22 protein-coding genes are annotated in these 24,140 nt (G+C 43.1%); 10 read left to right on the forward strand and 12 right to left on the reverse strand.

The genetic code is table 11. The features are described 5' to 3' along the window. The first annotated feature begins 231 nt into the window (after window positions 1-231). Both AB4135_RS20260 and yghU read left to right on the forward strand, forming a co-directional pair. Window positions 232-1,245, forward strand: coding sequence for an HAD family hydrolase (locus tag AB4135_RS20260; protein ID WP_371995237.1), 1,014 nt, complete (start codon window positions 232-234; stop codon window positions 1,243-1,245). A 209-nt stretch (window positions 1,246-1,454) separates the two neighbouring features. Beyond that, window positions 1,455-2,312 carry a glutathione-dependent disulfide-bond oxidoreductase gene (gene yghU, locus AB4135_RS20265; RefSeq protein WP_371995238.1) on the forward strand — a complete coding sequence of 286 codons (858 nt, stop codon included), beginning with the start codon at window positions 1,455-1,457 and terminating at the stop codon, window positions 2,310-2,312. Between the two features lie 373 nt (window positions 2,313-2,685). Here the strand turns inward: yghU and AB4135_RS20270 are convergent, their stop codons facing one another. Continuing rightward, window positions 2,686-3,891, reverse strand: a complete 1,206-nt coding sequence (locus AB4135_RS20270) for an MFS transporter (RefSeq protein WP_371995239.1) — start codon at window positions 3,889-3,891, stop codon at window positions 2,686-2,688. Window positions 3,892-3,944: 53 nt separating this feature from the next. Here AB4135_RS20270 and AB4135_RS20275 point away from each other — a divergent pair, with 53 nt between their 5' ends. After that, window positions 3,945-4,826 (forward strand): LysR family transcriptional regulator, encoded by an 882-nt coding sequence (locus AB4135_RS20275; protein WP_371995240.1) that lies wholly within the window; start codon window positions 3,945-3,947, stop codon window positions 4,824-4,826. A 286-nt stretch (window positions 4,827-5,112) separates the two neighbouring features. Here AB4135_RS20275 and AB4135_RS20280 read toward each other — a convergent pair whose 3' ends face one another. Then, the gene (locus AB4135_RS20280) at window positions 5,113-5,349 is read right to left on the reverse strand and encodes a hypothetical protein (RefSeq protein WP_371995241.1); all 237 of its coding nucleotides are present in this window, start codon (window positions 5,347-5,349) and stop codon (window positions 5,113-5,115) included. 418 nt (window positions 5,350-5,767) lie between these two features. On the opposite strand from AB4135_RS20280, the gene AB4135_RS20285 reads away from it, so the two are divergent. Next, the gene (locus tag AB4135_RS20285; protein WP_371995242.1) at window positions 5,768-5,956 is read left to right on the forward strand and encodes a hypothetical protein; all 189 of its coding nucleotides are present in this window, start codon (window positions 5,768-5,770) and stop codon (window positions 5,954-5,956) included. 96 nt (window positions 5,957-6,052) lie between these two features. Here the strand turns inward: AB4135_RS20285 and AB4135_RS20290 are convergent, their stop codons facing one another. Next, window positions 6,053-6,847: an SDR family NAD(P)-dependent oxidoreductase gene (locus AB4135_RS20290; protein WP_371995243.1), complete on the reverse strand. Its 795-nt coding sequence runs from the start codon at window positions 6,845-6,847 to the stop codon at window positions 6,053-6,055. 280 nt (window positions 6,848-7,127) lie between these two features. On the opposite strand from AB4135_RS20290, the gene gloA reads away from it, so the two are divergent. The 3 genes from gloA to AB4135_RS20305 all read left to right on the forward strand — a co-directional run bounded on the left by gloA (window position 7,128) and on the right by AB4135_RS20305 (window position 9,633). Then, window positions 7,128-7,514 carry a lactoylglutathione lyase gene (gloA, locus tag AB4135_RS20295; RefSeq protein ID WP_371995244.1) on the forward strand — a complete coding sequence of 129 codons (387 nt, stop codon included), beginning with the start codon at window positions 7,128-7,130 and terminating at the stop codon, window positions 7,512-7,514. A 4-nt stretch (window positions 7,515-7,518) separates the two neighbouring features. Further along, complete coding sequence (locus AB4135_RS20300) at window positions 7,519-8,619, forward strand: alkene reductase (RefSeq protein WP_371995245.1); 1,101 nt, start codon at window positions 7,519-7,521, stop codon at window positions 8,617-8,619. 153 nt (window positions 8,620-8,772) lie between these two features. Next, window positions 8,773-9,633: a DMT family transporter gene (locus tag AB4135_RS20305; protein ID WP_371995246.1), complete on the forward strand. Its 861-nt coding sequence runs from the start codon at window positions 8,773-8,775 to the stop codon at window positions 9,631-9,633. Window positions 9,634-9,698: 65 nt separating this feature from the next. Here AB4135_RS20305 and norW read toward each other — a convergent pair whose 3' ends face one another. The 3 genes from norW to AB4135_RS20320 all read right to left on the reverse strand — a co-directional run bounded on the left by norW (window position 9,699) and on the right by AB4135_RS20320 (window position 12,970). Beyond that, window positions 9,699-10,877 carry an NADH:flavorubredoxin reductase NorW gene (gene norW / locus AB4135_RS20310; protein ID WP_371995247.1) on the reverse strand — a complete coding sequence of 393 codons (1,179 nt, stop codon included), beginning with the start codon at window positions 10,875-10,877 and terminating at the stop codon, window positions 9,699-9,701. Between the two features lie 38 nt (window positions 10,878-10,915). Continuing rightward, window positions 10,916-12,403 carry an anaerobic nitric oxide reductase flavorubredoxin gene (gene norV / locus AB4135_RS20315; protein ID WP_371995248.1) on the reverse strand — a complete coding sequence of 496 codons (1,488 nt, stop codon included), beginning with the start codon at window positions 12,401-12,403 and terminating at the stop codon, window positions 10,916-10,918. A gap of 354 nt (window positions 12,404-12,757) precedes the next feature. Then, a complete protein-coding gene (locus AB4135_RS20320; protein ID WP_020911253.1) occupies window positions 12,758-12,970 on the reverse strand; it encodes a cold-shock protein in 213 nt (70 codons plus the stop codon). Between the two features lie 1,115 nt (window positions 12,971-14,085). Here AB4135_RS20320 and AB4135_RS20325 point away from each other — a divergent pair. Then, window positions 14,086-14,445: a VOC family protein gene (locus AB4135_RS20325; RefSeq protein WP_371995249.1), complete on the forward strand. Its 360-nt coding sequence runs from the start codon at window positions 14,086-14,088 to the stop codon at window positions 14,443-14,445. Between the two features lie 99 nt (window positions 14,446-14,544). On the opposite strand, the gene torS is transcribed toward AB4135_RS20325, so the two are convergent. Beyond that, window positions 14,545-17,574: a TMAO reductase system sensor histidine kinase/response regulator TorS gene (torS, locus tag AB4135_RS20330; protein ID WP_371995250.1), complete on the reverse strand. Its 3,030-nt coding sequence runs from the start codon at window positions 17,572-17,574 to the stop codon at window positions 14,545-14,547. A 162-nt stretch (window positions 17,575-17,736) separates the two neighbouring features. Between torS and torT the strand changes: the two genes are divergently transcribed. Beyond that, entirely contained in the window at window positions 17,737-18,786 is a 1,050-nt protein-coding gene (gene torT / locus AB4135_RS20335) for a TMAO reductase system periplasmic protein TorT (protein ID WP_371995251.1), read from the forward strand. 36 nt (window positions 18,787-18,822) lie between these two features. Here the strand turns inward: torT and torR are convergent, their stop codons facing one another. The 4 genes from torR to AB4135_RS20355 form a co-directional block, all read right to left on the reverse strand. Next, complete coding sequence (gene torR, locus AB4135_RS20340; RefSeq protein WP_371995252.1) at window positions 18,823-19,533, reverse strand: two-component system response regulator TorR; 711 nt, start codon at window positions 19,531-19,533, stop codon at window positions 18,823-18,825. 351 nt (window positions 19,534-19,884) lie between these two features. After that, window positions 19,885-20,622: a TorF family putative porin gene (locus tag AB4135_RS20345; protein ID WP_371995253.1), complete on the reverse strand. Its 738-nt coding sequence runs from the start codon at window positions 20,620-20,622 to the stop codon at window positions 19,885-19,887. Between the two features lie 112 nt (window positions 20,623-20,734). Then, a complete protein-coding gene (locus AB4135_RS20350) occupies window positions 20,735-21,568 on the reverse strand; it encodes an ion transporter (protein ID WP_371995254.1) in 834 nt (277 codons plus the stop codon). 111 nt (window positions 21,569-21,679) lie between these two features. Next, a complete protein-coding gene (locus AB4135_RS20355) occupies window positions 21,680-22,639 on the reverse strand; it encodes a GlxA family transcriptional regulator (RefSeq protein WP_371995255.1) in 960 nt (319 codons plus the stop codon). A 108-nt stretch (window positions 22,640-22,747) separates the two neighbouring features. Between AB4135_RS20355 and AB4135_RS20360 the strand changes: the two genes are divergently transcribed. After that, complete coding sequence (locus AB4135_RS20360; protein WP_371995256.1) at window positions 22,748-23,572, forward strand: MBL fold metallo-hydrolase; 825 nt, start codon at window positions 22,748-22,750, stop codon at window positions 23,570-23,572. Between the two features lie 121 nt (window positions 23,573-23,693). On the opposite strand, the gene AB4135_RS20365 is transcribed toward AB4135_RS20360, so the two are convergent. Further along, complete coding sequence (locus AB4135_RS20365; protein WP_371995257.1) at window positions 23,694-23,990, reverse strand: winged helix-turn-helix domain-containing protein; 297 nt, start codon at window positions 23,988-23,990, stop codon at window positions 23,694-23,696. Window positions 23,991-24,140: the final 150 nt, after the last annotated feature.

The raw sequence follows: 24,140 nt of genomic DNA on the forward strand, positions 1-24,140 counted from the left end.
AGATCAACAGCCCCTAGTTATTCTACAATTAAAATTTTTAACGACGTTATCGGATGTTTTAACGAGCTAGGGTGAGCAGTTACATACTACGATTGGTATTATACGACAAAGCAACTTGATTTCATGCCCATTTCCAGCTTTAGTTATTGACAAAAAACTAGACATTTTCCCTATTCTTTTGGGCAGTTATATCTGTTTAACTGGCATGAGATGACACTTAAAGGATCTTTTATGAAGCTCAAACCTCTGTCTTTACTCCTTATGCTTACACTATCGTCAACCTCTGCCTTGGCCGTCACTTGCCAATCTAATACCAGTGATCTCGCTTCATGGGTCAATAGTGAACGCAGAAGTGCAATCGTAGCGTTTGTAAAAGAGGTCACCACTCCCAACAGCCCTAAGTTTGTTGCCGCTAAAGACCGTATCGCAGTATTTGATAATGATGGCACGCTTTGGTCAGAACAGCCTATGTACTACCAACTGGTGTTCACTTTAGAACAGATAAAAGGCCTTGCTAACAAACACCCTGACTGGAAAAATACCCCCCCCTTTAAATGGGTGCTCGAAGATGATATCGAATCACTGATGAAAGCCGATCACCATGCACTGCTAGAGCTACTGCAAGTAACCCATTCAGGCTTAACTGTCGATGCGTTTCAGCAGATAGTGCACAGCTGGGTGACTAAGAGTAAAAATCAACGTTTCGACCGTAGTTATATCGACATGACCTATCAGCCAATGAAAGAGATGCTGACTTATCTAAAAGCCAACGGTTTTACTAACTACATCGTCTCCGGTGGCGGCAGTGACTTTATGCGCGCCTGGACCGAGCAGGCATATGGCATTCCCGCTGAGAATGTTATTGGCAGTAGCTTTGGATACGACGTGGTAAAAGTCGGCGCCGATACCGTGATAGTGAAAAATGGCGAGTTAGTTTCAAACAATGACAAGCAGGTAAAGGTTGAAAACATCCAACGAATAATTGGCAAAAAACCAATACTCGCAGTAGGAAATTCCGATGGTGATCACGCCATGATGCAATGGAGTACCAGCCAAAATACGCCAAGTATGGCAATGATAGTGCATCACACCGACAGTGAACGTGAATGGCAATATGATCGCGACTCGTCCATTGGCCGCTTAGACAAGGCACTCGATGAGGCCAAACAAAAAGATAACTGGCACTTAATCGATATGAAAAATGATTGGTGCACAGTCTTTGGCGCCACTAGCGTGATTAAATAATCCTATTTACAGTAATGGCTAGCAAAGTAGAGAAGGCTTGCAAGCCTTCTTTGTTAAAATACTGAGCCGTCATTTTTGTGTGACAAACACGCTGCACCCACAGTTAGATTAAGTAGCACTTTCTCATGACGAATCTTTATATCCGCAACGCTTTTAAAAAAATGAAATAGCCCCATATTAATAAGACAGCTAAACACATAGGAATGGATATGAGCAAGCAATACACTCCAGCAAAAGTTTGGACAATGGACAGTGAAAATGGTGGTGAATGGGCAAGCATCAATCGCCCAGACTCCGGCGCGAGATATGAAAGAGCACTGCCTGTAGGTAAACACCCGATACAACTGCACTCGCTGGCCACACCTAATGGCCAGAAAGTGACCATCATGCTTGAAGAGTTACTTGCACAAGGCGTATCAGATGCAGAGTACGACGCATACCTCATTAATATTGGCGACAGCGACCAGTTCTCATCAGGCTTTGTTGAGATAAACCCCAACTCTAAAATTCCAGCGCTGATTGATAACTCAGGCAATAGCGCAATCAATGTATTCGAATCGGGCAGCATTTTACTTTACCTTGCAGATAAGTTTGGACACTTTCTCCCAACTGAAATAGCCGCTCGCACCGAGACCATGAACTGGCTATTTTGGCTGCAAGGCTCAGCACCTTATCTTGGCGGTGGTTTTGGCCATTTTTATGCTTACGCCCCTGAAAAATTCGAATATCCAATTGACCGTTTTACTATGGAAGCTAAGCGCCAGCTCGATGTACTCGATAAGCAATTGGCTAAAAATGAGTATATTGCTGGTGAAGACTACACTATAGCCGATATGGCCATCTGGCCTTGGTACGGCAATTTGGTACTCGGTAAACTTTATGACGCCGCCGAGTTCCTTGATGTCGAAAGCTACCCCCACGTACAACGTTGGGCGAAGTTAGTTAGCGAACGAGCCGCAGTTAAACGCGGTAAAATAGTCAACTGCACTTGGGGTGAAGAGTGGCAACAATTAGCTGAACGTCATAGTGGCAGCGACATTGATGAAGTGTTAAACAAACAACCTTAGCTTTAGCTATTTACGGACGCAGAATACCCGCTCCAATAAGGCAGTTGTCATACCTAATATCGACAGCTGCCATTTATAAACCCAGCCAACTTAGAGTGCGCAGTCTCACCCACCAGCAATACCCAAGCTTATTCGTTCAGCCTCTTCTGGTTTGTATTAAGGTGTAAGCACCACTAGCAACAATCAATAAGCTCCCTAACAAAGTCAGCCGATCATGCTCAAAGCTATTTAATTGCCTATCTAACTCACCTATTTGTAAAAAACCTGCACATACAGCAACGTTAGCAACCGGACACTATAACCAAAAGAAGTAATTCCATTAATGACTACACGGTGTCATTAAGGGAACTACAAGCCTTAAGCGACTCAATGCTTAATAAGCGTGGACTTTAGAAGCTTTAGGCTTAAGAAGATATGCAGTCAACAGCGAATAAATTGGCAAGATAGCCAGTAAAACGAGTGCGTTTCTAAGTGATGTTTGATGTGCTATTAGCCCAATAATAACAGGGCCAATTAACATTCCACCGTAAGCGAACGTGGCAACGAATGCGATAGCTCCCCCAGACTTGTTTGGGTTCACTGCAGCAGCAGTTGAAAACACCAAAGGGACGACAACGGAATAACCAATACCTAAGCAGGCAAAGCCCACTAATGCTAATGTCGGTGAAACAGCAAAGATGATAAGCAATGCCCCTACAAAACTAAACAGCGAGCAACCTCTCACCGTATTGACGACCCCAATTTTTTCAATAATAAAAAAACCGAGCAGTCGAGCTAAGACCATAAGTAAAGAGAATATGGCATATGCCCAGCCAGCAAAGCTCATATCAGTTTCAAACTCACCTCTCATAATCACAGCGCTCCAATCCGCTATCGCACCTTCTCCTAACGCACTGGCGAATGCAATAAATCCCACCAATGACAAAAAGACAATCGGTAATGGCTGCTCACAACCTGTTTTACAGCTATCTGTATGTTGAACCACATTTGCAGCAGGAACATTTAGTAGCTTAAAAAACGGTATAAAAAATAACACAATCAAACAGAAATGCACTGAGGTACTCATTTCTATTTTTACAAAGAAAACGGAAATAGCCGCTCCAAGACCAGCACCTAAGCTAAACATTGCGTGAAAAAACGGCATCATTTTCTTCGATAATATGGCTTCAGCTCTTGCTGCCCAGCTATTCATCGAGACATCCATTGCGCCATGTAAGAAGCCAAACAAAAACAGTGCAGCTCCCATTAACGTTATGTCGTTCGCTATCGTTAAACCAATAAAAGGGAACGGGTATAATACATAAGCCCATTTAGAGACATATTGCGCCCCAAACTTATCTACTAACTTTCCAGTCAAAGGAAAAGAGCATACTGCGCCTAGCGCTAACAGTAACAATAACAATAACAATGCTAAATGTTGTTCATTCAGTTCCAATTTCTCTTGGAAAAATGGCACTTTTGCCGCCCAACTGCCAAACAGACAACCGTTAAAGATAAATAGTAGCGAAACCGCATAAGAATGATTTTTCAATAATGACATAATGCTCTCAAATGACTTTTTATACTTAGATGTTGTCACGCCCTAACTTATGAGTAAAATAGATATATTCTATAAATACATTTAATAATTTGATGCTAAAGAATATTGCTAGCCACCTGCCCTACTTTTCTTCAGTTGCAAAAAACTTAAGTTTTTCTGTTGCTGCTGCAGAGCTTTCTATTTCGCAGTCAGCAATTAGTTACCAGATAAAGTCCCTAGAGACAAAGCTTGGGGTTAAGCTCTTTATTCGAGGAAAGGGCAGTAAGGTAGCACTGAGCTGTAAAGGTAATAAGCTCTATCTTGAGTATGCCCTGCTTGAGCGTAACTTTAATCAAGTATTGCGCGATTCGCTATTGCATCATGACAGTACAGTCATCAACATCACTGCTCCTATCGATTTTGGAGTTAAGCGATTAACGCCTCTTTTAAGCAGTTTTGAAACTGACGGATTACGGATAAACCTTGATTTAAGCGATGACATTGTTGAGCTTAAAAAAGGCCAGTTTGACTTCTCTATTCGAAATAATACAGATGAGCCTGAACTCGAGTATTTACCGCTAGTTGCCGTTAAAAATCATCTATTTTGTAGCAAAGATTATGCAGATAAACATAATCTCTACGTATTTAAAGATCTAACAGATACTCACCGCTTAATCGTACGAAACGCTGTTAAAAGTCGCTCATGGGACAGCCTGTTTGAAAGGTATAATAAAAGCTTCCAAGCACACGAAAATAAGCAAGTGATCAATAATAGCTTTGCGATTCAGCAAGCTCTGTTAGTGGATGCTGGAATAGGTATTTTATCTGATTATTTTATTGAACAGTTGCCCTCAAAAAAATTACACATTTTTGCAGATCCTATCAGTTCCACCCAGTTATATCTGGCATATCAGCCCTCCTATATTGCCAATAGGTGGGCGGCATTAATCAAAAACAAAATAACTAATAACGTAAACGTAAACGTAAAAAAATAGTTGCGAGCTATCTTTATATTGCTAGTGATTAAAATATCAAATGGGAAAGGGGTAAAGTCAACGGCTACAGCTTTTCAATCAGCGAAATTAAGGTTACCAGCGGGATAGTAAAACATGACCTATCGAGACATTGAATTTGGCGATGTCACCATTTGTATGCTTAATGTCACTGCAACCCGTTATACCCAATAAAAAGCGCAATGGAAGCATAGACAGGTAAAAGTAGTATTGTAAATATCAGCAATGCCATCAAATTACGATTAGGTAGGTTTATTCAGCTAGTGCATTATTTAGATTGATTATTATCAGCTTCGCGCCGCACAAGGATAAAAGTTAGGTACATTTTAGTTGGCAGTGACAACACCATGCCAAAGGCAATACACATGGCGCTAATGATAATTCCTGTTACACCCATGGCTTCCACAGCCTCACTAAAGTTATGGAAATAGATCCCAAGTAAAATGAGGCAAAGACCAAAGGTAATAGCTGTTCTTAGCAGTAATATCAGTTTTGTATCTGTCACGTTTCACCTCCTTTAGTCACCATGTTGCTCGGGTTACCTTTCAATATTGAATCTATTTAGCCCATCACGCCATGATTCAGATCAAACTTAAAAAGTTAATGTAGCAAATGCTGATTAAGCGCTCTGATTTTTCGTTCTGCCCCCAAAAGTTAAAGCCACCACAGCATGCCTATAAAGTAGTATTTTCAGCCATATTGCTATTAATTATCCTTCACTAGTAGCGATAAATAGGGTTTATTGCTGCCACAATCACAGTTAAATACAGCAGCGTTGATGTAGATCAATAAGCGCCTACGCCTTTTCGGGTCATATAATAGTGAACCAGATCACAAACAGGCGCATCGGTAATGATGCAGCACTCGCAAAAGTTGTGGTTTAGAGGCTTACTAGAAATAAATGTAGAATTTAGAGGTGCACGATGGAACTACTACCCAATTGCTATACAGATCTTTGCGTCAATGGAAAATGGTTCCACTATGATCATGGTGAAAGCTCGGTGTTTATGCTCAATGGCAGTAAACCTTTATCATTTGAGCTTGATTCCTTGCCTAAAACAGAAGATGAACTCGAATCACATTTAAGTCATATAGCAGCAAATCTAATCTAAACGAGTCCCTGCAGAACCTATAAAAAAAATGGGCCTAGAGGCCCATTTTAATATAATACCAATCGGTATAAAGATTCGGTCGCTCAGCGAGTTAACTTAACTCACCTTTGACAGTGCTTGCTTCATCGCATCTATCAGTAATACCACTTTAGCATCATCTAGCGCATCTTTATGAGGCGCGCCAAACCGTCCAATATCATTATCAAAATACAGCCCTGCTGCACCTAAAAACTCATCAGACAGCGCTGCTCGACAAAGAATGTCAACCCCTATACTCAAGTCACCACCCGCAACACCAAAGGCATCTTTAACCATTTTGCTACCAAGCATGGAGGCTGGATTAACTGAAACAACTATCGGGCCCGTTGCTTGTAACTCTAGTCCTAACGCCCGCGACCACATGGTTATAGCCAACTTACTTTGTGCATAAGCCTGTCCATCAGATAATACCTTCTCACCAGCAAGCGCTTTTAAGTCTATACTCGCTTGAGCCGCCGACGATAGGTTCACCACGCGACTGTGCTTATCTAACAGTGGCAGCAGCTTTTGAGTTAACAAATACGGCGCGAATGTGTTTACAGCAAAACGTAGATCAAAACCGTCTTTGGTGAGCACACCAGAGCTGCCATACACTCCGGCATTATTAATAATCACATCAATATGCTGATGTCGTTGCTTGATGTTATCAGCAAGTGCAATCACGTCACTCATAACAGATAGGTCTGCAATATGGGTTTCTGTGCTTCCACTCGCCAATTGCTCGGCAACGGCTGCTAACTTGGTCTCGCTGCGCCCATGGAGCAATACATGATGCCCTTGAGATACCAATGCTTTTGCGGTTTCAAGGCCAATACCGTCGGTAGCACCAGTGATTAAAATTGTCTTTGTCATCATTCGCCCTTTTCTATTTCACTAGCAATAAGTCTATATCTAATTACAGATATTGATAATTGGTCAACAACATTAAATAGTTTCAATCTAACATTGATAATCGACTCTATGACAGGTTGACTAGCCGCCATCATTACAGAAAATTATTAAATAGATAAAAATTGATAATTTCAAACTCAACGCTACTCCCTGTAAATTCCCCTTATCAAATACAGATTATCAAACGCACAATTCACTCTGTTTATGTTCAAGTTCATTGATGCGTTGCTAAGGGCTATATATGAAGTTTTTACACACCATGTTAAGGGTTAAAGACCTTGATAAATCCATCGCTTTTTATACCAATATACTTGGTATGAAAGAGCTTGAGAGAACAGAGAACCATGATTATCGCTACACCTTAGTGTTCGTTGGCTACGGCACTCAAACTGATAGTACAACCATTGAATTGACCTATAACTGGGATACTGATGCCTATGAAATGGGTACTGCATTTGGCCATATCGCCCTGGGTGTAGAAGATATTTACGCTGCGTGTGACAAGATTAAACAACTTGGCGGTAACATTACCCGCGAGGCAGGCCCTGTAAAAGGCGGTAGTACTCATATTGCCTTTATCACTGACCCTGATGGCTACCAAATTGAACTTATCCAACTAGGAGAGTAACAGGATGACTGACTCGCTATTTCAACCAATCCAACTTGGTAAACTTACCCTAAACAATCGTATTGTCATGCCCCCCATGACCCGCTCGCGAGCTAGCCAACCGGGTAACACAGCCAATCAGATGATGGCTAAATACTATGCACAAAGAGCATCCGCTGGACTTATCGTTGCTGAAGGCACTCAAATATCAGCAATGGGCCAAGGCTATGCGTGGACACCAGGGATCTATACCACTGAGCAAGTCCAAGGCTGGAAACTGGTCACTGATGCAGTTCACAACAATGGCGGCACTATCTTTGCCCAGTTATGGCATGTAGGCCGAGTTACTCACCCAGATAATATTGGTGGCCAACAACCGATATCATCATCGCCGCTAAAAGCTGAAAACGTTAAGGTATTTATCGATAATGGCAGCCAAGAGCCAGGCTTTGTTGACGTTGTAGAGCCCAGAGAGATGACTAAAGCTGATATTGAACTGGTTATCGGTCAATACCGTCAAGCTGCACTCAATGCGATTGAGTCTGGTTTTGATGGTATTGAGCTCCATGCTGCAAACGGTTACCTAATCAACCAGTTTATCGACTCAGAAGCTAACAACCGCACCGATGAGTATGGTGGCTCTATAGACAATAGACTCCGCTTCATGGGCGAAGTGGTTGCGGCTATGACCGATGCAATTGGCGCTGATCGCGTTGGTGTGCGTCTTGCGCCATTTACTTCACTTAATGGCACTGTTGATGCGACTCCTGAACAAACCTATACAGCTGCAGCAGCGCTGTTAAATTCACTGAACGTGGTTTACATCCATATTGCTGAAGTTGACTGGGACGACGCACCAGAAACACCTAAAGCGTTTAAAGCCGATGTCCGCCAAGCCTACCAAGGTGTGCTGATCTATGCCGGCCGCTATGATAGCGACAAAGGTGCTAAAGCGATTGATGATGGAGTGACTGACATGATTGGCTTCGGCCGTCCGTTTGTTGCCAACCCCGATCTGCCATCGCGTATTGAGCATGGCTTTCCACTAGCGCCGCACGACCCTAATACTCTGTTTGGTGGTGCTGAAGCGGGACTTACCGATTACCCCGAATACAGCCCAAGTTAGCACACCGCTTTATTAGTTAAGCACGCAACTTCAGCTAGAACGGGGATATAAGCTCGTTACCAAGTCACAAACTTGATAACGAGCGCTAGCAGCAAAGCCCTGCGTCATTTAGCGTAGTGATCTAGCCAAAGCATTAACAAAGAAAACCGATAAATGAACAAGCTGGCCCTTCGTGGCGAATTCTTATTGTTGCTGGCGACGCTTCTCGCCGCTTTCGGCTGGGTTGCCTCCAAGCAGATCATCTCCGAAGTACCAGGTAGTGTATTTATTAGTGCTCGCTTTTTACTGGCAAGCCTCATCCTATTGCCTTTTTGTTTTAATCACCTAGTTAGATTAAACGCTAAGCAGCTCATTTCAATATGCGCTGTCGGGGTAGTATTGGCAGCTTGCACCCAAATATGGGTATATGCGATTTCAATATCGAGTACGCTTTCTGAAGGGGCTTTTATCATGAGCTTGGCAATGATCATTGCGCCATTTACCTCATGGTTATTGTTTCAAGTAAAACCGAATCGCGCTTTCTGGTTAGCCCTGCCCATAGCAGTATTAGGCATGACACTGCTAACACTGACCCATGGTTGGCAAGTAGAACAAAGCCAATGGTATTTCTTGCTAGCATCAGCACTTTTGTCATTGCACTTTGTATTAAATAAGCGGCTAACGGCAAGCATCAAACCACTCACCTCCATAAGCTTACAACTCTTTGTGGTTGGTCTTGGTGGAATACTTTCACTCTTACTTAGCCAACCAGAAGCATTTGAAGTCAGCAGCCAAACCCTACTGTGGTTTAGTGCATCAACCGTAATAGCAACCTCTTTACGTTATCTTATGCAAACTACAGGGCAGTTTTCTGTCAAAATTGAAACCGCTTCTCTCATTATGATCTTAGAACCGATCTGGACGCTTATCCTCAGTATTGGATTACTTGGAGAGGTACTTGAGCCACAAAAGCTGCTGGGGGGAGGAGTTATTTTGTTGTCGTTATTTGTCTACATTAGGGGCTCTAAAAGTTAACCAAATATGTAGAGCCAACAATAAAAAAGGCCGCGAGTGCGACCTTTTAAACCCAGAGACTCACATTATGCCGCCGAGACTTTTCTTAATAGCGAAAATGCCTGCTTAGCATTTTCATCCGTGACCACAAAACCTGTCATATTATTTAGCTCATCATAAGCTTCTGCAATGACTCCTAGCTTATCAAACCCAACTTTCCATGAAGAGTCCGCACTAAAGTGACCACCCACTTGAATAGGGTATGTAGGTGTTTTAACTTTCACCATCATTGGTGGCAATGTAAGTTGCGACATTTGACCTAGCAGCTGCTTTGCCAACGCATTCGCACTGAGAATAATCGGTTGCAAGTAAGCCATCACCTTGCCATTAATCTCGGCGCAATCGCCTAAGGCATAGACATTTTCAGTTGAAGTATTAAGTCGCTCATCGACCACAATGCCGTGTCTCACCTCTAAACCTGCTTGCTGTGCTAACTGAGTATTTGGCCGTAAACCAGCAGCTGATATCACACAATCGACTTCAAAGCGTCTAGCTGTACTTGTCGTTACAGTCAGCCCTTGCTTCTTTAAATCTGCATCATTTTCGATTAGTGAATTAGCAGTAGAAAACTCTATTACACTCACAGTATCATTTAGCGCAAGCGTCATGCCTGCATCAAGCAAGGTACGTTCAAGTTTCAGCGCGACAAAATCGGGGGCAACATTGGCAAGCAATCGACTGTTTGGCTCAACCACTACCACCTCTTTCCCACAGGCTTGCAGATCCATCGCGAGCTCTGTACCAATCAAACCTCCACCCATTAGCAATATTCGATCAGCACGACTTAAGACCGCTTGCGAACCACGATATTCAGACAAACTATTGAGGGTGATTACACTGCCTTGCCCATCACCTTTAATAGGCGGTATAAAGGCACTAGCGCCCGTGGCAAACACTAACTTAGCGTAATGATAAGTTTGACCACCAGCATCTACACTGTGCATTTTAGTGTCAATGCTGTCGACTCGGGTATTAGTCACTATTTCGATTTGTTGCTGCGCCGAAAAGTCCGCAGCAGATTGCAATATCAACGTATCTGCATCTTGCCCTTTGGAAAAAACATGACTTAAATCGGGCTTGTTATATTCATCGCCGTTATCGGCTGTTATCACTAGAATGGGCAGCTCTTTGTCTTGTCTGCGAATATTTTTTATCAATTGATAAGCGGCAAAGCCGCTACCAATGATCACAACAGGTGCTGTCATGATTGAGTCCTCTTGATACCAATCGGTATAATACGTCTCTAGCCGTTATGCTCAACAAACACATCTTTCCCCAAGTTACACTCTGGGCAGAGAAAATATTCAGGTACATCAGCCCAAGCAGTTCCAGGCTCAATCTCTTGGTTTGGTTCACCTTTTACGGGCGAGTAAACCCAATTACATACGGTGCAAATCATGCATTGGCAATCGCTTGGGTGTTCAGCAAGCGCCACTTCTTCAGTATTTGCAGATACAGACTTAGCTGCTTGAACAGCAGGCTTAGACTCAGTGTTAAGCCCTGTATCAGCAAGACTAGCGACTGCTGTAAGAGGTTGTAGCGCCCACTGTTTTGCAATTTGACGCCCATGTTCACGACATTCACGCATCGCTTTGCCATCAGGTCGCCATTTGGTTTTAAGACCCAGTGCAGTTTCAAAGCCTGCATCCATTAAGCGAGTGTTGATTCGATCAACAGCGCCGCCATTCCAACCATAACTACCAAATGCTGCCGCTTTTTTACCTCGAAACCTAAGGCCAGTGATCTCTTCTAACATGCCAGCAATTTTTGGCATCATGACATTGTTCATGGTTGAAGAACCGACAAGCACACCTTTAGAACGGAAAGTGTGCGAAAGAATTTCATTCTTATCGTGTTTAGAAACATTAAACACTTTAACCGCGACACCAGGGTCAACATCGTGAATACCTTGGGCAATTGCATCAGCCATCATACGAGTGTTATTCGACATTGAATCATAGAAGATAGTGATCTTATCTTCTTGGTAGCTGTCTGCCCACTCAAGGTATTGGTGAATAATCTGAGTCGGGTTGTCGCGCCATACAATACCGTGGGCGGTTGCAATCATGTCCACTGGCACGTTAAAGCTCAACACTTCATGAATTTTGGCGGTAACTAGGCTGCTAAAAGGAGTAAGAATGTTGGCGTAATAGCGCAAGCACTGCTCTTTAAGCTCATTCTGGTCAACCTCGTCATTAAACAGATGCTCATCGCAGTAATGCTGGCCAAAGGCATCATTACTAAACAGCACTGCATCTTCGGTCATATAGGTCATCATGCTATCTGGCCAGTGCAGCATTGGCGCTTCAATAAAGATAAGTTGTTTACCATTGCCAATATCGACGCTGTCGCCGGTTTTAACTATTTTGAAGTTCCATTCAGGGTGATGGTGATGGCCGACAATCGAGTCTACAGCAGCTTCAGTACAGTAAATTGGCGTGCCTGGGATTTTTTGCATCAAGGCCGTTAACGCACCGGAGTGATCTTCTTCGGCATGGTTTATCACAATGAAATCGATACTGTTAAGATCAATTTCCATCTCAAGATTTTGAATAAACTGATGACTAAATCTATGGTCAACGGTATCGATTAATACAGTCTTCTGCTCTCGAATAAGATAACTGTTATAGCTGGTGCCACGGGTCATTTTGTATTCTGTACCATGGAAGTCTTGTACTTCCCAATCGCGTTGGCCGACCCAGTGGATATTGTTTTTTACATGAATTGTCATTAGCTACTACCTAAAAGATTAAATAAATTTTTAATTTCTAAGTTGAGTAATTGCACTAACCGTGCCAGATATTTAATCGATTGAAAACATGCGCAATGTATAGAAAACCAACATACTCACAGTGTCTTTATGACAATGGTAAAGCATGTAAAATAGACAAAAGGAATGTCTTAAAGACGATACTTGGTAGGAGTCTTTATGACAAGAAGAGGGAAGAAGAATGATATTGGACTGCGCTAAAACGCAAAAAGCGAACCTTTCGGCTCGCTTTTCAAATAATCAAACAAGGTTAACCTCGTTTAATTATCTCAAGTGACTCATGTAGTCTTTAGACTAATTGAGTCGACTTTCAACTTAGATAGCAACTACGTTAGCTGCTTGTGGGCCTTTTTGGCCTTGCTCTAGGTCGAAAGAAACTTTTTGGCCTTCAGCAAGAGTTTTGAAACCGTCTGAAGCGATTGCACGGAAATGTACGAATACGTCAGCGCCGCCATTGTCTTGAGTGATGAAGCCAAAACCTTTGTCTTCGTTAAACCATTTTACGATACCAGTAGTTGAATTAGACATTTTGTGTCCCTTATATAATTAAAAAATTAATAAATCTATCGCGAAATTGCGATGTGCTGAGAGCTTGAATTATTAAATGTGACGATGAAGCTAAGGGAAACACTATGGATAACAACGATAACGCAGTAATCTGAGGCTTACTTTTACTTGATGGTTCACTAATAACTCTGAATGCCAGAGCAAGGCGTACTTTACAGCAGTCAGGGATATTGTAAAGGTTTAATTTATGTAAAAAGAGATCACGGCGGCGCTTTTTCGCTGCGGCTTACAGCATCAAGCAAAAGAATCTGCCTTACTATTAATCGTTTAAAAAATGAACAGCCATTATAATCTCTAGTTGATATTTTTTCACCTAATGCAACAATCAAGCTTATTTAAAATAGACTCAAGCTGATAAGTTGAACAGCTAACCACTTTTTGGGTGCTATTTTTTTAGGCGTTATAACAGTAGTATTTGATACAGGGTCATGCTGCAATCACCTACAACCAGTGGTTAGGTTCAGATTTTACTGCTGCCGATAGCGCGACTATTTGCAAGTAATATGACTCGTGTTATAACTCAATTAACAACGGAATAAAGACTCTTAGGGATAAGTATGTATATACCTGTTCCACCTGAAGATGCAGGATTCAGTGGGAGTTTAATGGACTTTAATCACGGCATTGATTGCAACGAATGGTCATTCCCTTGGTAAAATCAATAACACTGAGTAAAGCCCATTAAAGCCCATCGCAGAAGGCTTTGTGCCAGCCCACTTCGTTGTTGCACTCACTTAAAAGGGAATAACCATTTCTACGTTAATACGCCTAGAATTGAACTGGCACATAGCCTCTGAAACGAGCATATTCAAGTGGAACGGGTATAAAACAAATCACGAAAACCAACTGTTTTGTAAATGCAAACACTGCAATTCAGAGGATGTACATATTATCTTTTCGTTTATCCCTAATCTGCTGTCATACCCATTAGGCCTATGTGTACTGACTTTAATGGGAGTTCAACCATTTCCGGTAAAACTGCATTGTAAAACCTGTGCTAAAGCGTTTTATGGCAGTGGGATACATCACTAATCAAACTCACTTTTAATCGGCTCTAAAAACGAGAACTCGCTTATATGGATAACCCTGCAACCCTGCTCATCGTGCAAAACCTGCAGCAATCTAAAGCCTTTTACATCGACATACTAGGGCTTGAATTGATATCTGAAACTGATTCTTGCCTTAAACTACTGGCAGGAAACCACAGCGTCTTGATGTTTCAAGGAACGTTACCAGCGAGTAAGTATGAGCACGGTTACAACGCCAGTTCCACTCTGGTTTTTAGCGTAAAAAACCTTGATGAAACAATCAAAGAGCTAAAATGTCACAACGTAGAATTTATTCATCAAACACCCAATGCAAATGACAGGGGTCGATATGCAGCCTTTAAAGACCCATCAGGTATAGTGCATGAGATTTTTGAGCCTTACGATTAGTCGGCAGTGTTTTGCAATGTTGTAAAACGCAATCAATGACATGCAGTAAAGCGCTGTCAAACACTGGCATAAAAACGCTATGGGTTATGCTTTAGCCGACTACGCCTGCTCTGCGTTTTTCTGACCATCAAGCCATTTCGAGAGTTCATCTAGTGAGCGTTGCCACAACTCAAACAGTGTTTGGTGTTGATCTAATTGATAAGCAGCAGCACTGATTTTAAGCTGTTCGATATCACGACATTTTCCAGCAAGTTGCGATAATCCCATGCTGGCACTACTGCCCTTTAAGGCATGCAGTACTCGCTCAAAATCTTCAGGTGCCTTGGCAAGCGTCGCCATATGAGCCTGGCTAGAATCTTGATAAAGGCTAAATAGCTCCACCACAGCATCTTTACCCAAATAGCTCATATCTTGAATTAGCTGCCTATCATCAAGTAAGGGGGCTAGCTTCGCTTGGCTCTGAGCCATACTGTCTAGTTCAATATTGTCTTGCTCTATATTTACCCGAGTACTTGCCTCAACCTGACACTCTAAATCACTTTCTGTATGTGCTACGCCTAATTTCCAATCTGTTACGCAGCAATCACTATCTGTGGTATCGGGCTCTTTCGCGCAGCCAAGCCAAACTGACAACGCCTGCATATCCAATGGCTTCATCAATACCTGATCGAAACCTTTAGCTTGGTAGTTCTCCATATCATCAGCTTGCAACTGCGCAGTAAAGGCAGCAATTGGCAGTGTATGAGCGGCTTGTACATTAATCTGTTGTAGCTCCTCTAATAAACTAACTCCAGAGCCATCTCCCAATTGAATATCTAGCATGATGGCGTCATATTCAGTCGCGGTTTGCTGGGTGTAGAGCTTCCTCGCCGCTTCGCAGCTAGTGGCTAACTTAGAGTCATGGCCTAAATGAGCCAGAAACCCCTGAGCAACCATTGCATTAATCTTGTTGTCTTCTACCACGAGTACCAGCTTTGAGTTCACCCGTTCAGCAGGTAATTGCTGTGCCATGTCCGGGCCAGCGCAGATCGTTAACGGCAGCGAAAACCCAAAACAACTCCCCTGGCCGACGTCACTATCGACCCATAAAGCTTTTGCTTTATTCGTACTTGAACTCATTAATTCAACAAGCTGTTTACTGATCGCAAGCCCTAGCCCTGTGCCGCGGTCGCGCCCTTTACTCGCCTCATTACTGTAAGCTTTAAATAGCTTTTTCATCGCATTAGCATCAATGCCAATACCGCTGTCTTGTACTTTAAATGCGAGTTCCTGCTGCTCAACCGCTACAGATAGCTCTACGGTTCCCTGCGGAGTAAACTTAATCGCATTGCCCAGCAGATTAAACAACACTTGCCGCAATTTAGGCCCGTCAATATAGACCCACTTAGGCAGATCTTGATAGTTCGCCACTAAAGTTAGACCCGCTAAACTGGCTCCCGCTAACATAATCGCTGTGACTTCATCCAACAATTGCGCCAAATCGACCGCTCTGGGCTCATTGGCTAACTTACTCTGCTCAAGCCGTGAGAAATCAAGAATGTCGTTCAGCACCGTTTGTAATAGCGTACCGCTATACTGCGATAAAGCCAGCATCTGCCTTTGTGCTGGCGGTAAATGGGAGTGGCCAAGCAAGGTTAGAGTTCCCAATAATCCATTAAGTGGCGTTCTAATTTCATGACTCATGGTGGCTAAGAACAGTGATTTGGCTTGGTTCGCTTGTTCAGCCATATCACGAGCCAATACATGCCCTTTTGCTTCTCGATCTAATTGAACATTAGCCTCTGCCAATTCTAATGTACGCGCCTCTACTTTCGCTTCCAAGGCTTGCTTATGCTCATATAACTCTTCTGCAGTATCACGCAGTTCAGCTTGTAATTTAAGGTTGTGCTCAGTCTTTTGTTTAAAGGCCTTAATTGCACTCGCCATCGCCGCTAATTCATCATCGCCTTGGGTATCAATAGTCACCGCGGTGTTGCCTAGACTTAACTGAGCGAGTGCATTAGTGGCGGCATTGAGCTTGAGCGCAATGCCCTGATAGATCACCTTATAAATGACGAACGCAATCACTAACAGCATGAGTAACCCTGTAAGTAACAGGCTCACTTTTGACCAGCTCAGCTGGCTAAGGTAATCGCTTCTGGCATTATCAGCCTCTATGCGTTTTGTCCGCATAGCGCTATCTACAGCGCCATTTAGTGCATCCAGTTTATCGGTGAGAGCCTGCAACTGTAACTCTTGGATTTGGTTCAATTGAGTATGATGTTTTTGCAGCAAGATACTTTGCGGTAAGGTTTGCAAAATGAGGACCTGCTTTGCAAATGCCTTAGCCCGAACTGGGTCACGTATAATGTTAGATAGGCTGGTTAAAGAAGCAAAATAGCGGGCGCCAGCGTCAGAACGGGGGTCATTTAGACCAGAAATTGATACCCCGAGTTGTGCTAACTGGCTGTCATTTCTAGCTAATGAATTAAACACTGTACTGTCTAACTCTGGTGACTGAAACACCTGTCCCATCAGCGCGATGTTATGCACGATTTTCAGTGCTCGATTAAGTCTTTCTTGAATATCAACATCTTGCTCTATCAAGCTATCAAGCAACTTAGACGTTTGCTCTGTACCCACCGCTTGCGGGTAAGCTAAACTGAGTTTAGACAAAATCCCCGAATCGACAATCGCAAGCTCTGCTAACAATAACTCAGTACTTTGATTAGATGCCTCCACCAGCGCTTTACCTTGTAATTGCAATTGATAGCCAGCCAAAATACGCTGACCAACTTGCTCTCCAAGTAAGGATAGATCACCAATAATATCTGATGCGCTCTGCTCAAGACTCAGATCAAAATTCACATTGAGGGCTTTAAGGACTTTAATCGCATTCAACATAGCCGCACTGTTAATTGACAATTTCCGCCCAACTAATTGCCGCTGCGACTCTTGCTCAGACTGTCCCAATAACTTAGCATTTTCGGCCAAAGCATTACTCGATAACACCAACTGGCGAGCCGCCTCAGATGCTGGCAACGCCCTGTCGTAAAGATACTTGTCGGCCTGCTGTACCCAATGCAGGCTTAAGCTGCCAAGAGAGACTAATAGCAATAACAACAGCGCTAATAAGCAGAAGGCCAACATCAAGCGACCAATTAGGCTCTTTCTAGATAAAGATAATCTGGGACGCGGCAATATGGATAATGACAAAGGACTCACTCTTCTACGCTATGCTGTTACAATATCTAACATTAAGCTCTAACATTAGCACGAAACAAAGGGATGTTAACTATGGTGAAAGCTTCAATGCGATGGATAAATCTGCTATTTGGCTTATTCCTCGCCAGTCCATTAGTCAATGCAGCAGTCACCGTGCCGACATGGTCGCTTGAGCAGCGACAGCCTTTTGACCAAACCATTCAGCAAACATCATCAATACAATATACTCCACTTGCTGAGGCCAAAAATGACTGGCGGATTTGTGTGTTGATGCCACATTTAAAGGACAGCTACTGGACCGGTATTAACTATGGTTTAGTAGAGCAAGCCAAAAAACTTAAACTGCATTTAGCAGTGTTTGAAGCTGGCGGATACTACGGTCTCGACAAACAGTTAAGCCAGCTCGACAACTGTATGAAACACAACTACGACGCGATCTTACTTGGCGCAGTCCGCCCAGACATACTCGACTTCTACAAACCGCCCCTCAACAAACCCATTATCGCCTTAGTCAACCGTTTAGATAGCAAGCAAGTTAGCACCCGCATTGGGGTAAACTGGTATCAAATGGGCTTTCAAGCGGGTCAATATATACGTAATCAGACTACCCAACCCACCCAAGTTGCACTGTTAGCTGGCCCCGATAAACAAGGCGGCAGTGGTTTAGTTGAACAGGGGTTAACCGCTGCGCTGATCGACAGCCAAGTGACGATTTCAGCTGTGCGTCATGCCGACAACAATCGTAATTTGTATCGCGATGAAATTGAGAGCCTCCTAAGCAGCCAAACACCACAATATATTCTAGGCAGTGCAGTAGCCATTGAAGCTGCAGTTGCTATTTTAAGGCAGTTGCAACTTGAAGATGATATCAAACTGGTGAGCAGTTACCTCTCACCGGCGATTCTTCGTGGGATCTATCGGGATCGGGTTGAATTTAGTAATGATGACTTAGTCGTTATACAAGGTATGCTCGCCATTGATGTGGCAGTAAAAGAGCTTCAAGGCGCTGCAGACTTTGGTGATATTGGCCCAAAAATTCAGAGCCAGAGTATTGGTAATATTAATAAGCAGGTACTAAAAACCAGCTTAGCGCCGGCTGACTATTACCCCATTTATCGCGTTAATGGGGTCGACTAAATAGCTTTACTATTTTCGCTCATCCAAACTCTAGCTCTAGTCTTTAACCTTGGCAGCAAACAGATAACCTTCGCCATGCACTGTGACGAATAGCTCAGCTGATAACTTATTACGCAACCGTCTGATAATCACATCAATGGTTCTATCATTAACGTCTTGATTACGGTGGCTAGTTTGCTGCATCAGTCTGTCTCGTGACAACACTTGTTGCGGATGCAGTGCGAAAGCGGTGAGCAATTCAAATTCAGCTTTAGTCAGCTTAATGAGTTCGCCATTACAGCTTAATTGACGGCTATTCAGTTCCAATATGTAGTCGTTAAAAGCAATGATGTTGTCATTAGGGTCGGCTGCGACTGCACTTTCATCTTTGGCTTTTTGTACTAAAGATATACGCCAAAGTAGGTTTTTAACCCTAACTAACAGCTCCCTTAACTCGAACGGCTTAGTGACGTAATCATCTGCGCCCATCTCCAAGCCAACAATTTTATCGATGGTTTCATCGCGACCAGTCACTAAGATGATGCCGACATCACCCCGACTGCGCAGTTCGCGGGCAAGGCTTAAGCCATCAGTGCCAGGTAGATTAATATCGAGCATGACCAAATCGATGTGTTGCTGTTCAAACTCATGCCACATCTGCTCACCATCTTGAGCTTCGACGACTTGATAGCCCTCTTTCTCAAAATAGCCTTTTAATCTGGCTCTAATGACGGCTTCATCATCAACAACCAGTACCCTATAGCCCATATATCACCTCTAGCAACCGCAACGAAAAACTGTTTCGGTATTTTACTTCACTGTATTAACGCAACATTATATACCCCTTCGACCTCAAGATGCCCGTTTTCAGTGGCAATTAACAGAGATTTAACCGAGGCATACACCGCCGTGCTATCGCGGGCCTATTACCTGGCTCAGCCACCGAGAATAAATCGTTTCAAAACCCAGCCAACGAGAGCGGATATAGACAGAATGTAGCCGCGAGTCTACATCCCTATTTATCAACCGCCCCTAATATTCCAGCGTTACTTCCAGCTTAGGTAGCCCTGATAACAAAAAGCCGACTTTATTCAGTCGGCTTTTTGTGGAGGGTATAGATTAAAAACTCTTACTTAAGCCAAAGACCACACGATCATCAAAGATCTCTGTTTGGCTGCCATACACTAAGTGTGATTCATCAACTGAGCTGCCGTGGTAACGCAAATCAAAATTCAGCCCAACGTAGCTTGCTTCAACACCTAGGTTCCAATGCGTCCAACCTTCTGCGCCTTCACCATCAAGATCTTGGTAACCGAATGACCCTGAAACCTTAATACCGTTGTTAAAGTCGTAGCTTGGGTGAACGGCATAGTTAACACCCTGCCAACCCTCTACGCCAAACCAGTCATCAATCGTTGGAGTGACTTCTAAGGTGACATTTGCCTGACCAAACTGCTTACCGACCTTGATCCATAATTCGGTGTAGTTTGAGTAAGAAGCGCCTGGATAAAGATATGAAAACACCATCACATCATACGTCACACCACTATCACCAAAGCTGCCAGCTTTACCAATATAAGGTGCAGTGACGATTTCAAGATTAGGGTCAGCAAACTTAATGTTTGATGCAAAAACACCGGTGTACCAGCCATCATCGTTGCCCCAGCCTAACGTGCCCTGTACCACGGGAACATCACCATCCATCGTTTCAGACTCACCGCGAAAAACGTAGTCAGTTGCAAACTTAACGTTACCACTTAGTTGGCCACCAAATAGCTCATTGCTATCGGCCGCAATTGCAGTCCCCATTGAAGCCGCGGTTAGGCTTACAAGCATCAAAGCATGTGCAGTTTTCATAATCATCATCCCATTGTGTTATTTGAGACAAATGTTACTCCCAAGTTATTAATAACTTTGGCAGTAGATATGAACCAACAAACCAACAATATGAAAATATATGAATAGCGGGTTAACCCGCCTTTTGTAGCAGTAGCCCTTTCAACTCTTCTATCTGCTGTTTCAGCTCAGCAACGTCGGCAACACTGGCGGGTTGCTCGCTTGCAGGGATGTCTGTATTAGCTTCATCTTCAGCACGCATTGCTGCAGTTTCTTGAGTCATGACATCAAGCACCGCGCCAACCATCATGTTTAAAAATACAAAAGCGGTCAGGAAAATAAAGCTTAAGTAATAAAGCCAGCTCAATGGGTATACCGCCATCGTCTCGTACATTACCGAGGTCCATGACTCAAAGGTCGATACCCTAAACAGCGTTAACATCGCCACGGAGACATCGCCCCATAAAAAGTCATTAATATCGGCAAACAGCATGCTACCTATCGCGCCGTAGATATAGAAAATCACAAACATTAACAGTGCGATATATCCCATTCTCGGTATCGCTTTTAGTAGCGCGTTTACCAACATCCTCAGCTCTGGGATCATCGATACTAGACGCAATACTCTGAAAATACGTAGTAGCCTTGCCAATAGGATTGCCGAGCCACCCGCAGGGATTAAGCTACCGATCACTATGATGGTATCGAAAATATTCCAGCCATTACTAAAAAAGCGCTTCGGACCATCGCTTGCAAGAAAGCGAATAACAATCTCAATGGCGAAAAACACTGTAATACCAAGATCAAGCAACACTAAGCTCTTTTCCATCCAGCTTGGTAGATGATAGGTGTGCGCCCCTATAGATAGCGCTGAAACGATGATGACAAAAATAACAAAGCCCTGAAAAGCTTTACTATTATCAATAAGTTTTAATTTCGATTGTAGAGTAGAGACATTGGCGAGCACTTACGGTTCCTCGTGTTAAACGGAGATAGTTTTAAAAAAGAGCGTCATTATCCTCAAAAAAATGAGGATCGCGAAGTTTAATTAGTAATACTTAATTTTGTATTAATTTAGTCAGCCAGAAAATGTCTGTCGCCATTGGGTTGGAGAGACATTAAATGCCTGCTTAAAATGCTTACGATAAGCACTTTGCGAGCCAAAACCAGACTGCTCTGCGACCAATGCTATTGAGGTCGTAGAGGTTTCCAACAAGGTTTGACTCAGTTTTAGCCTTTGGTTGAGCAACCATTCGCCAAAAGTACAGCCAAACATTGCTTTAAAATGACGGGTAAAAGTCCGCCTGCTCATGGCACAACGTGCAGCAACTTCATCAATCTTAATCGGCAAATTAAGCTGTTGCTCAACTTGTTCCATCACCTTAGAAAAACTGGTCTCGCCGAGCGGCTTATCAGGTAAAGGCAGTGGAATGTATTGCTGCTGCCCGCCAGAGCGAAATGGTGCAGTCACCATTTTCCTTGCCAGATCAGCAGCAACCTCATTACCAACAAAACGGCGTAACAGGTGCAAACAACAATCGAGCGCAGCCGCCACTCCCGCTGACGTGACTATTTGCTCATGCTCAATAAACAGCGGTTCACTGTCGAATAGAACGTTAGGAAATCGACGTTGAAATACTTGGCTGTAAGCCCAATGTGTTGTGGCGGTTTGGCCGTTCAGTAAACCGGCCTCGGCGAGCACAAATGCCCCTAAACATAAGCCTACCAGTAATGCGCCTCTTTGATGTGCCTCAACAAGCGCTTGCAGCAAATGAGCCGGAGCCAAGGGAACATCACTTGGCCAACTGGGAACAATAACAATATCAGCGCCGCTCAATGCTTCAAGTTGCTCTTTGGTTTGCAAAGTAAAACCGCTGCTATTTTTGAGTGACTTGCCACTGATACTGCAAATGCTCACTTCGAACGGCTGGTATTCATCAATAAACATATCTTGAAATACCAAACAGGGCACAGACAGGTGAAATGCGCTTATTCCATCAAAAGCGAGTATCGCCATTTTATATTGTTTATGTTTCATCTCTTGACCCAATATGAGCGAAAGGTGACCTTTAGGACAGTATTGCACAGATTAAGACTTTCCTATAATTACCGCTATCAGTTCAGCGATTTTAAAACAGGATACACTATGAAAATTCATCATCTGCGCAACGCAACTTTTGTCATTGAGTCTGGCGAGCACTTTATCCTCATCGATCCAATGCTGGGTGCTAAGGGCAGTATTCCACCTTTTTCAGTTATGCGTTTTAAAGCAATGAAAAACCCAACCGTTGAGCTGCCGAAAAATGCTCACAGCCTACTCAATAAAGTCACTCATACTATTTTGACCCATAGTCAAACCTTGGGCTTTAAACCGCTGCAACATTCAGATCATCTCGACTCTGCCGGCGAGCAGTTTCTGGTTAGTCGCGATATTCCGGTCACCACCCCAGCCAAAGATAAGGCTTATCTAGAAAAATACGCGATTAGGGTCGAGAACGGTGTTGAAGACTGGCAAACTGTCGATTTTCTTGGTGGAAAGATCACTGCTATTCCCGCGCAACACGGTCATGGTTGGATCCATAAAGTGATGGCTAACGGCAGTGGCTTCTTTGTTGAGTTACCCAATGAACCCAGTATTTATATCAGTGGTGATACAGTGTTAACAGACAATGTTAAACGGGCTTTAACTGAGCTCAAGCCAGATGTCACTGTGGTCGCGGCGGGCGAGGCGCAGATGGATGTTGGCCAACCGCTGCTAATGTCGAGCAAAGAAGTACTTGAGTTTATTGCGCTGTCACCCAATAAAGTCATCGCTAACCATATGGAAGCGTTGAATCATTGCCCAACCGATCGCAAGACTTTCAAGCGAGTGTTAGAGGAGTATAAACTCGCAGATAAGGTGCTTATTCCTGAAGACGGAGAAACCTTATCCGTACAAAACAACACCTTACTTATCAACTTCTTAGATTGAAATAATAACCAATAAAGTATGCTTTCACCCTTTAAGAGGCTTTTTAGACTTTAAGTATACACACAGGGCATGACAATGCCCTATATCAACCCATTTTAACCTGTATTAACATAAGGCTTGCTTAATTCAGCAGCAGTTCTATTTCTGCTATATTTTGGCTAACCCATGTTGCGTTGATTGGCCCCCAATCAGCAATTTTATAGCAACCAGAATTATTACGCCCCTCATCTTGAACGAACTCACAATCAATCCCTAAGTCACTAAACGCGGCAATTGAATCTTGCAAGGTTCTGCGGGGCATACCTGTGAGTTTATGTAAAGACAGTAGATTATGGCTTTCAGTTTCGATTTGATGTGCGATAAACAGCTTTCTATAAAATGCTTTTTGCTGCTTAGAAACAGTTTGATTAAGACTCATTAGTATAATTTTTAAGAGGTTATAGCTCGTAAATTACGTTATTTGGAGTAAATAACAAGTCATAACGATTAGATTAAGTCTCTGCTAATGAATCAATATTAACCAAAATGTTGCCAAATATGTCTCACGCTGGCAGTTAATCGTCAGATA

It is taken from the genome of Shewanella sp. 10N.286.54.B9 (genome assembly GCF_041468565.1).
Lineage (GTDB): Bacteria > Pseudomonadota > Gammaproteobacteria > Enterobacterales > Shewanellaceae > Shewanella.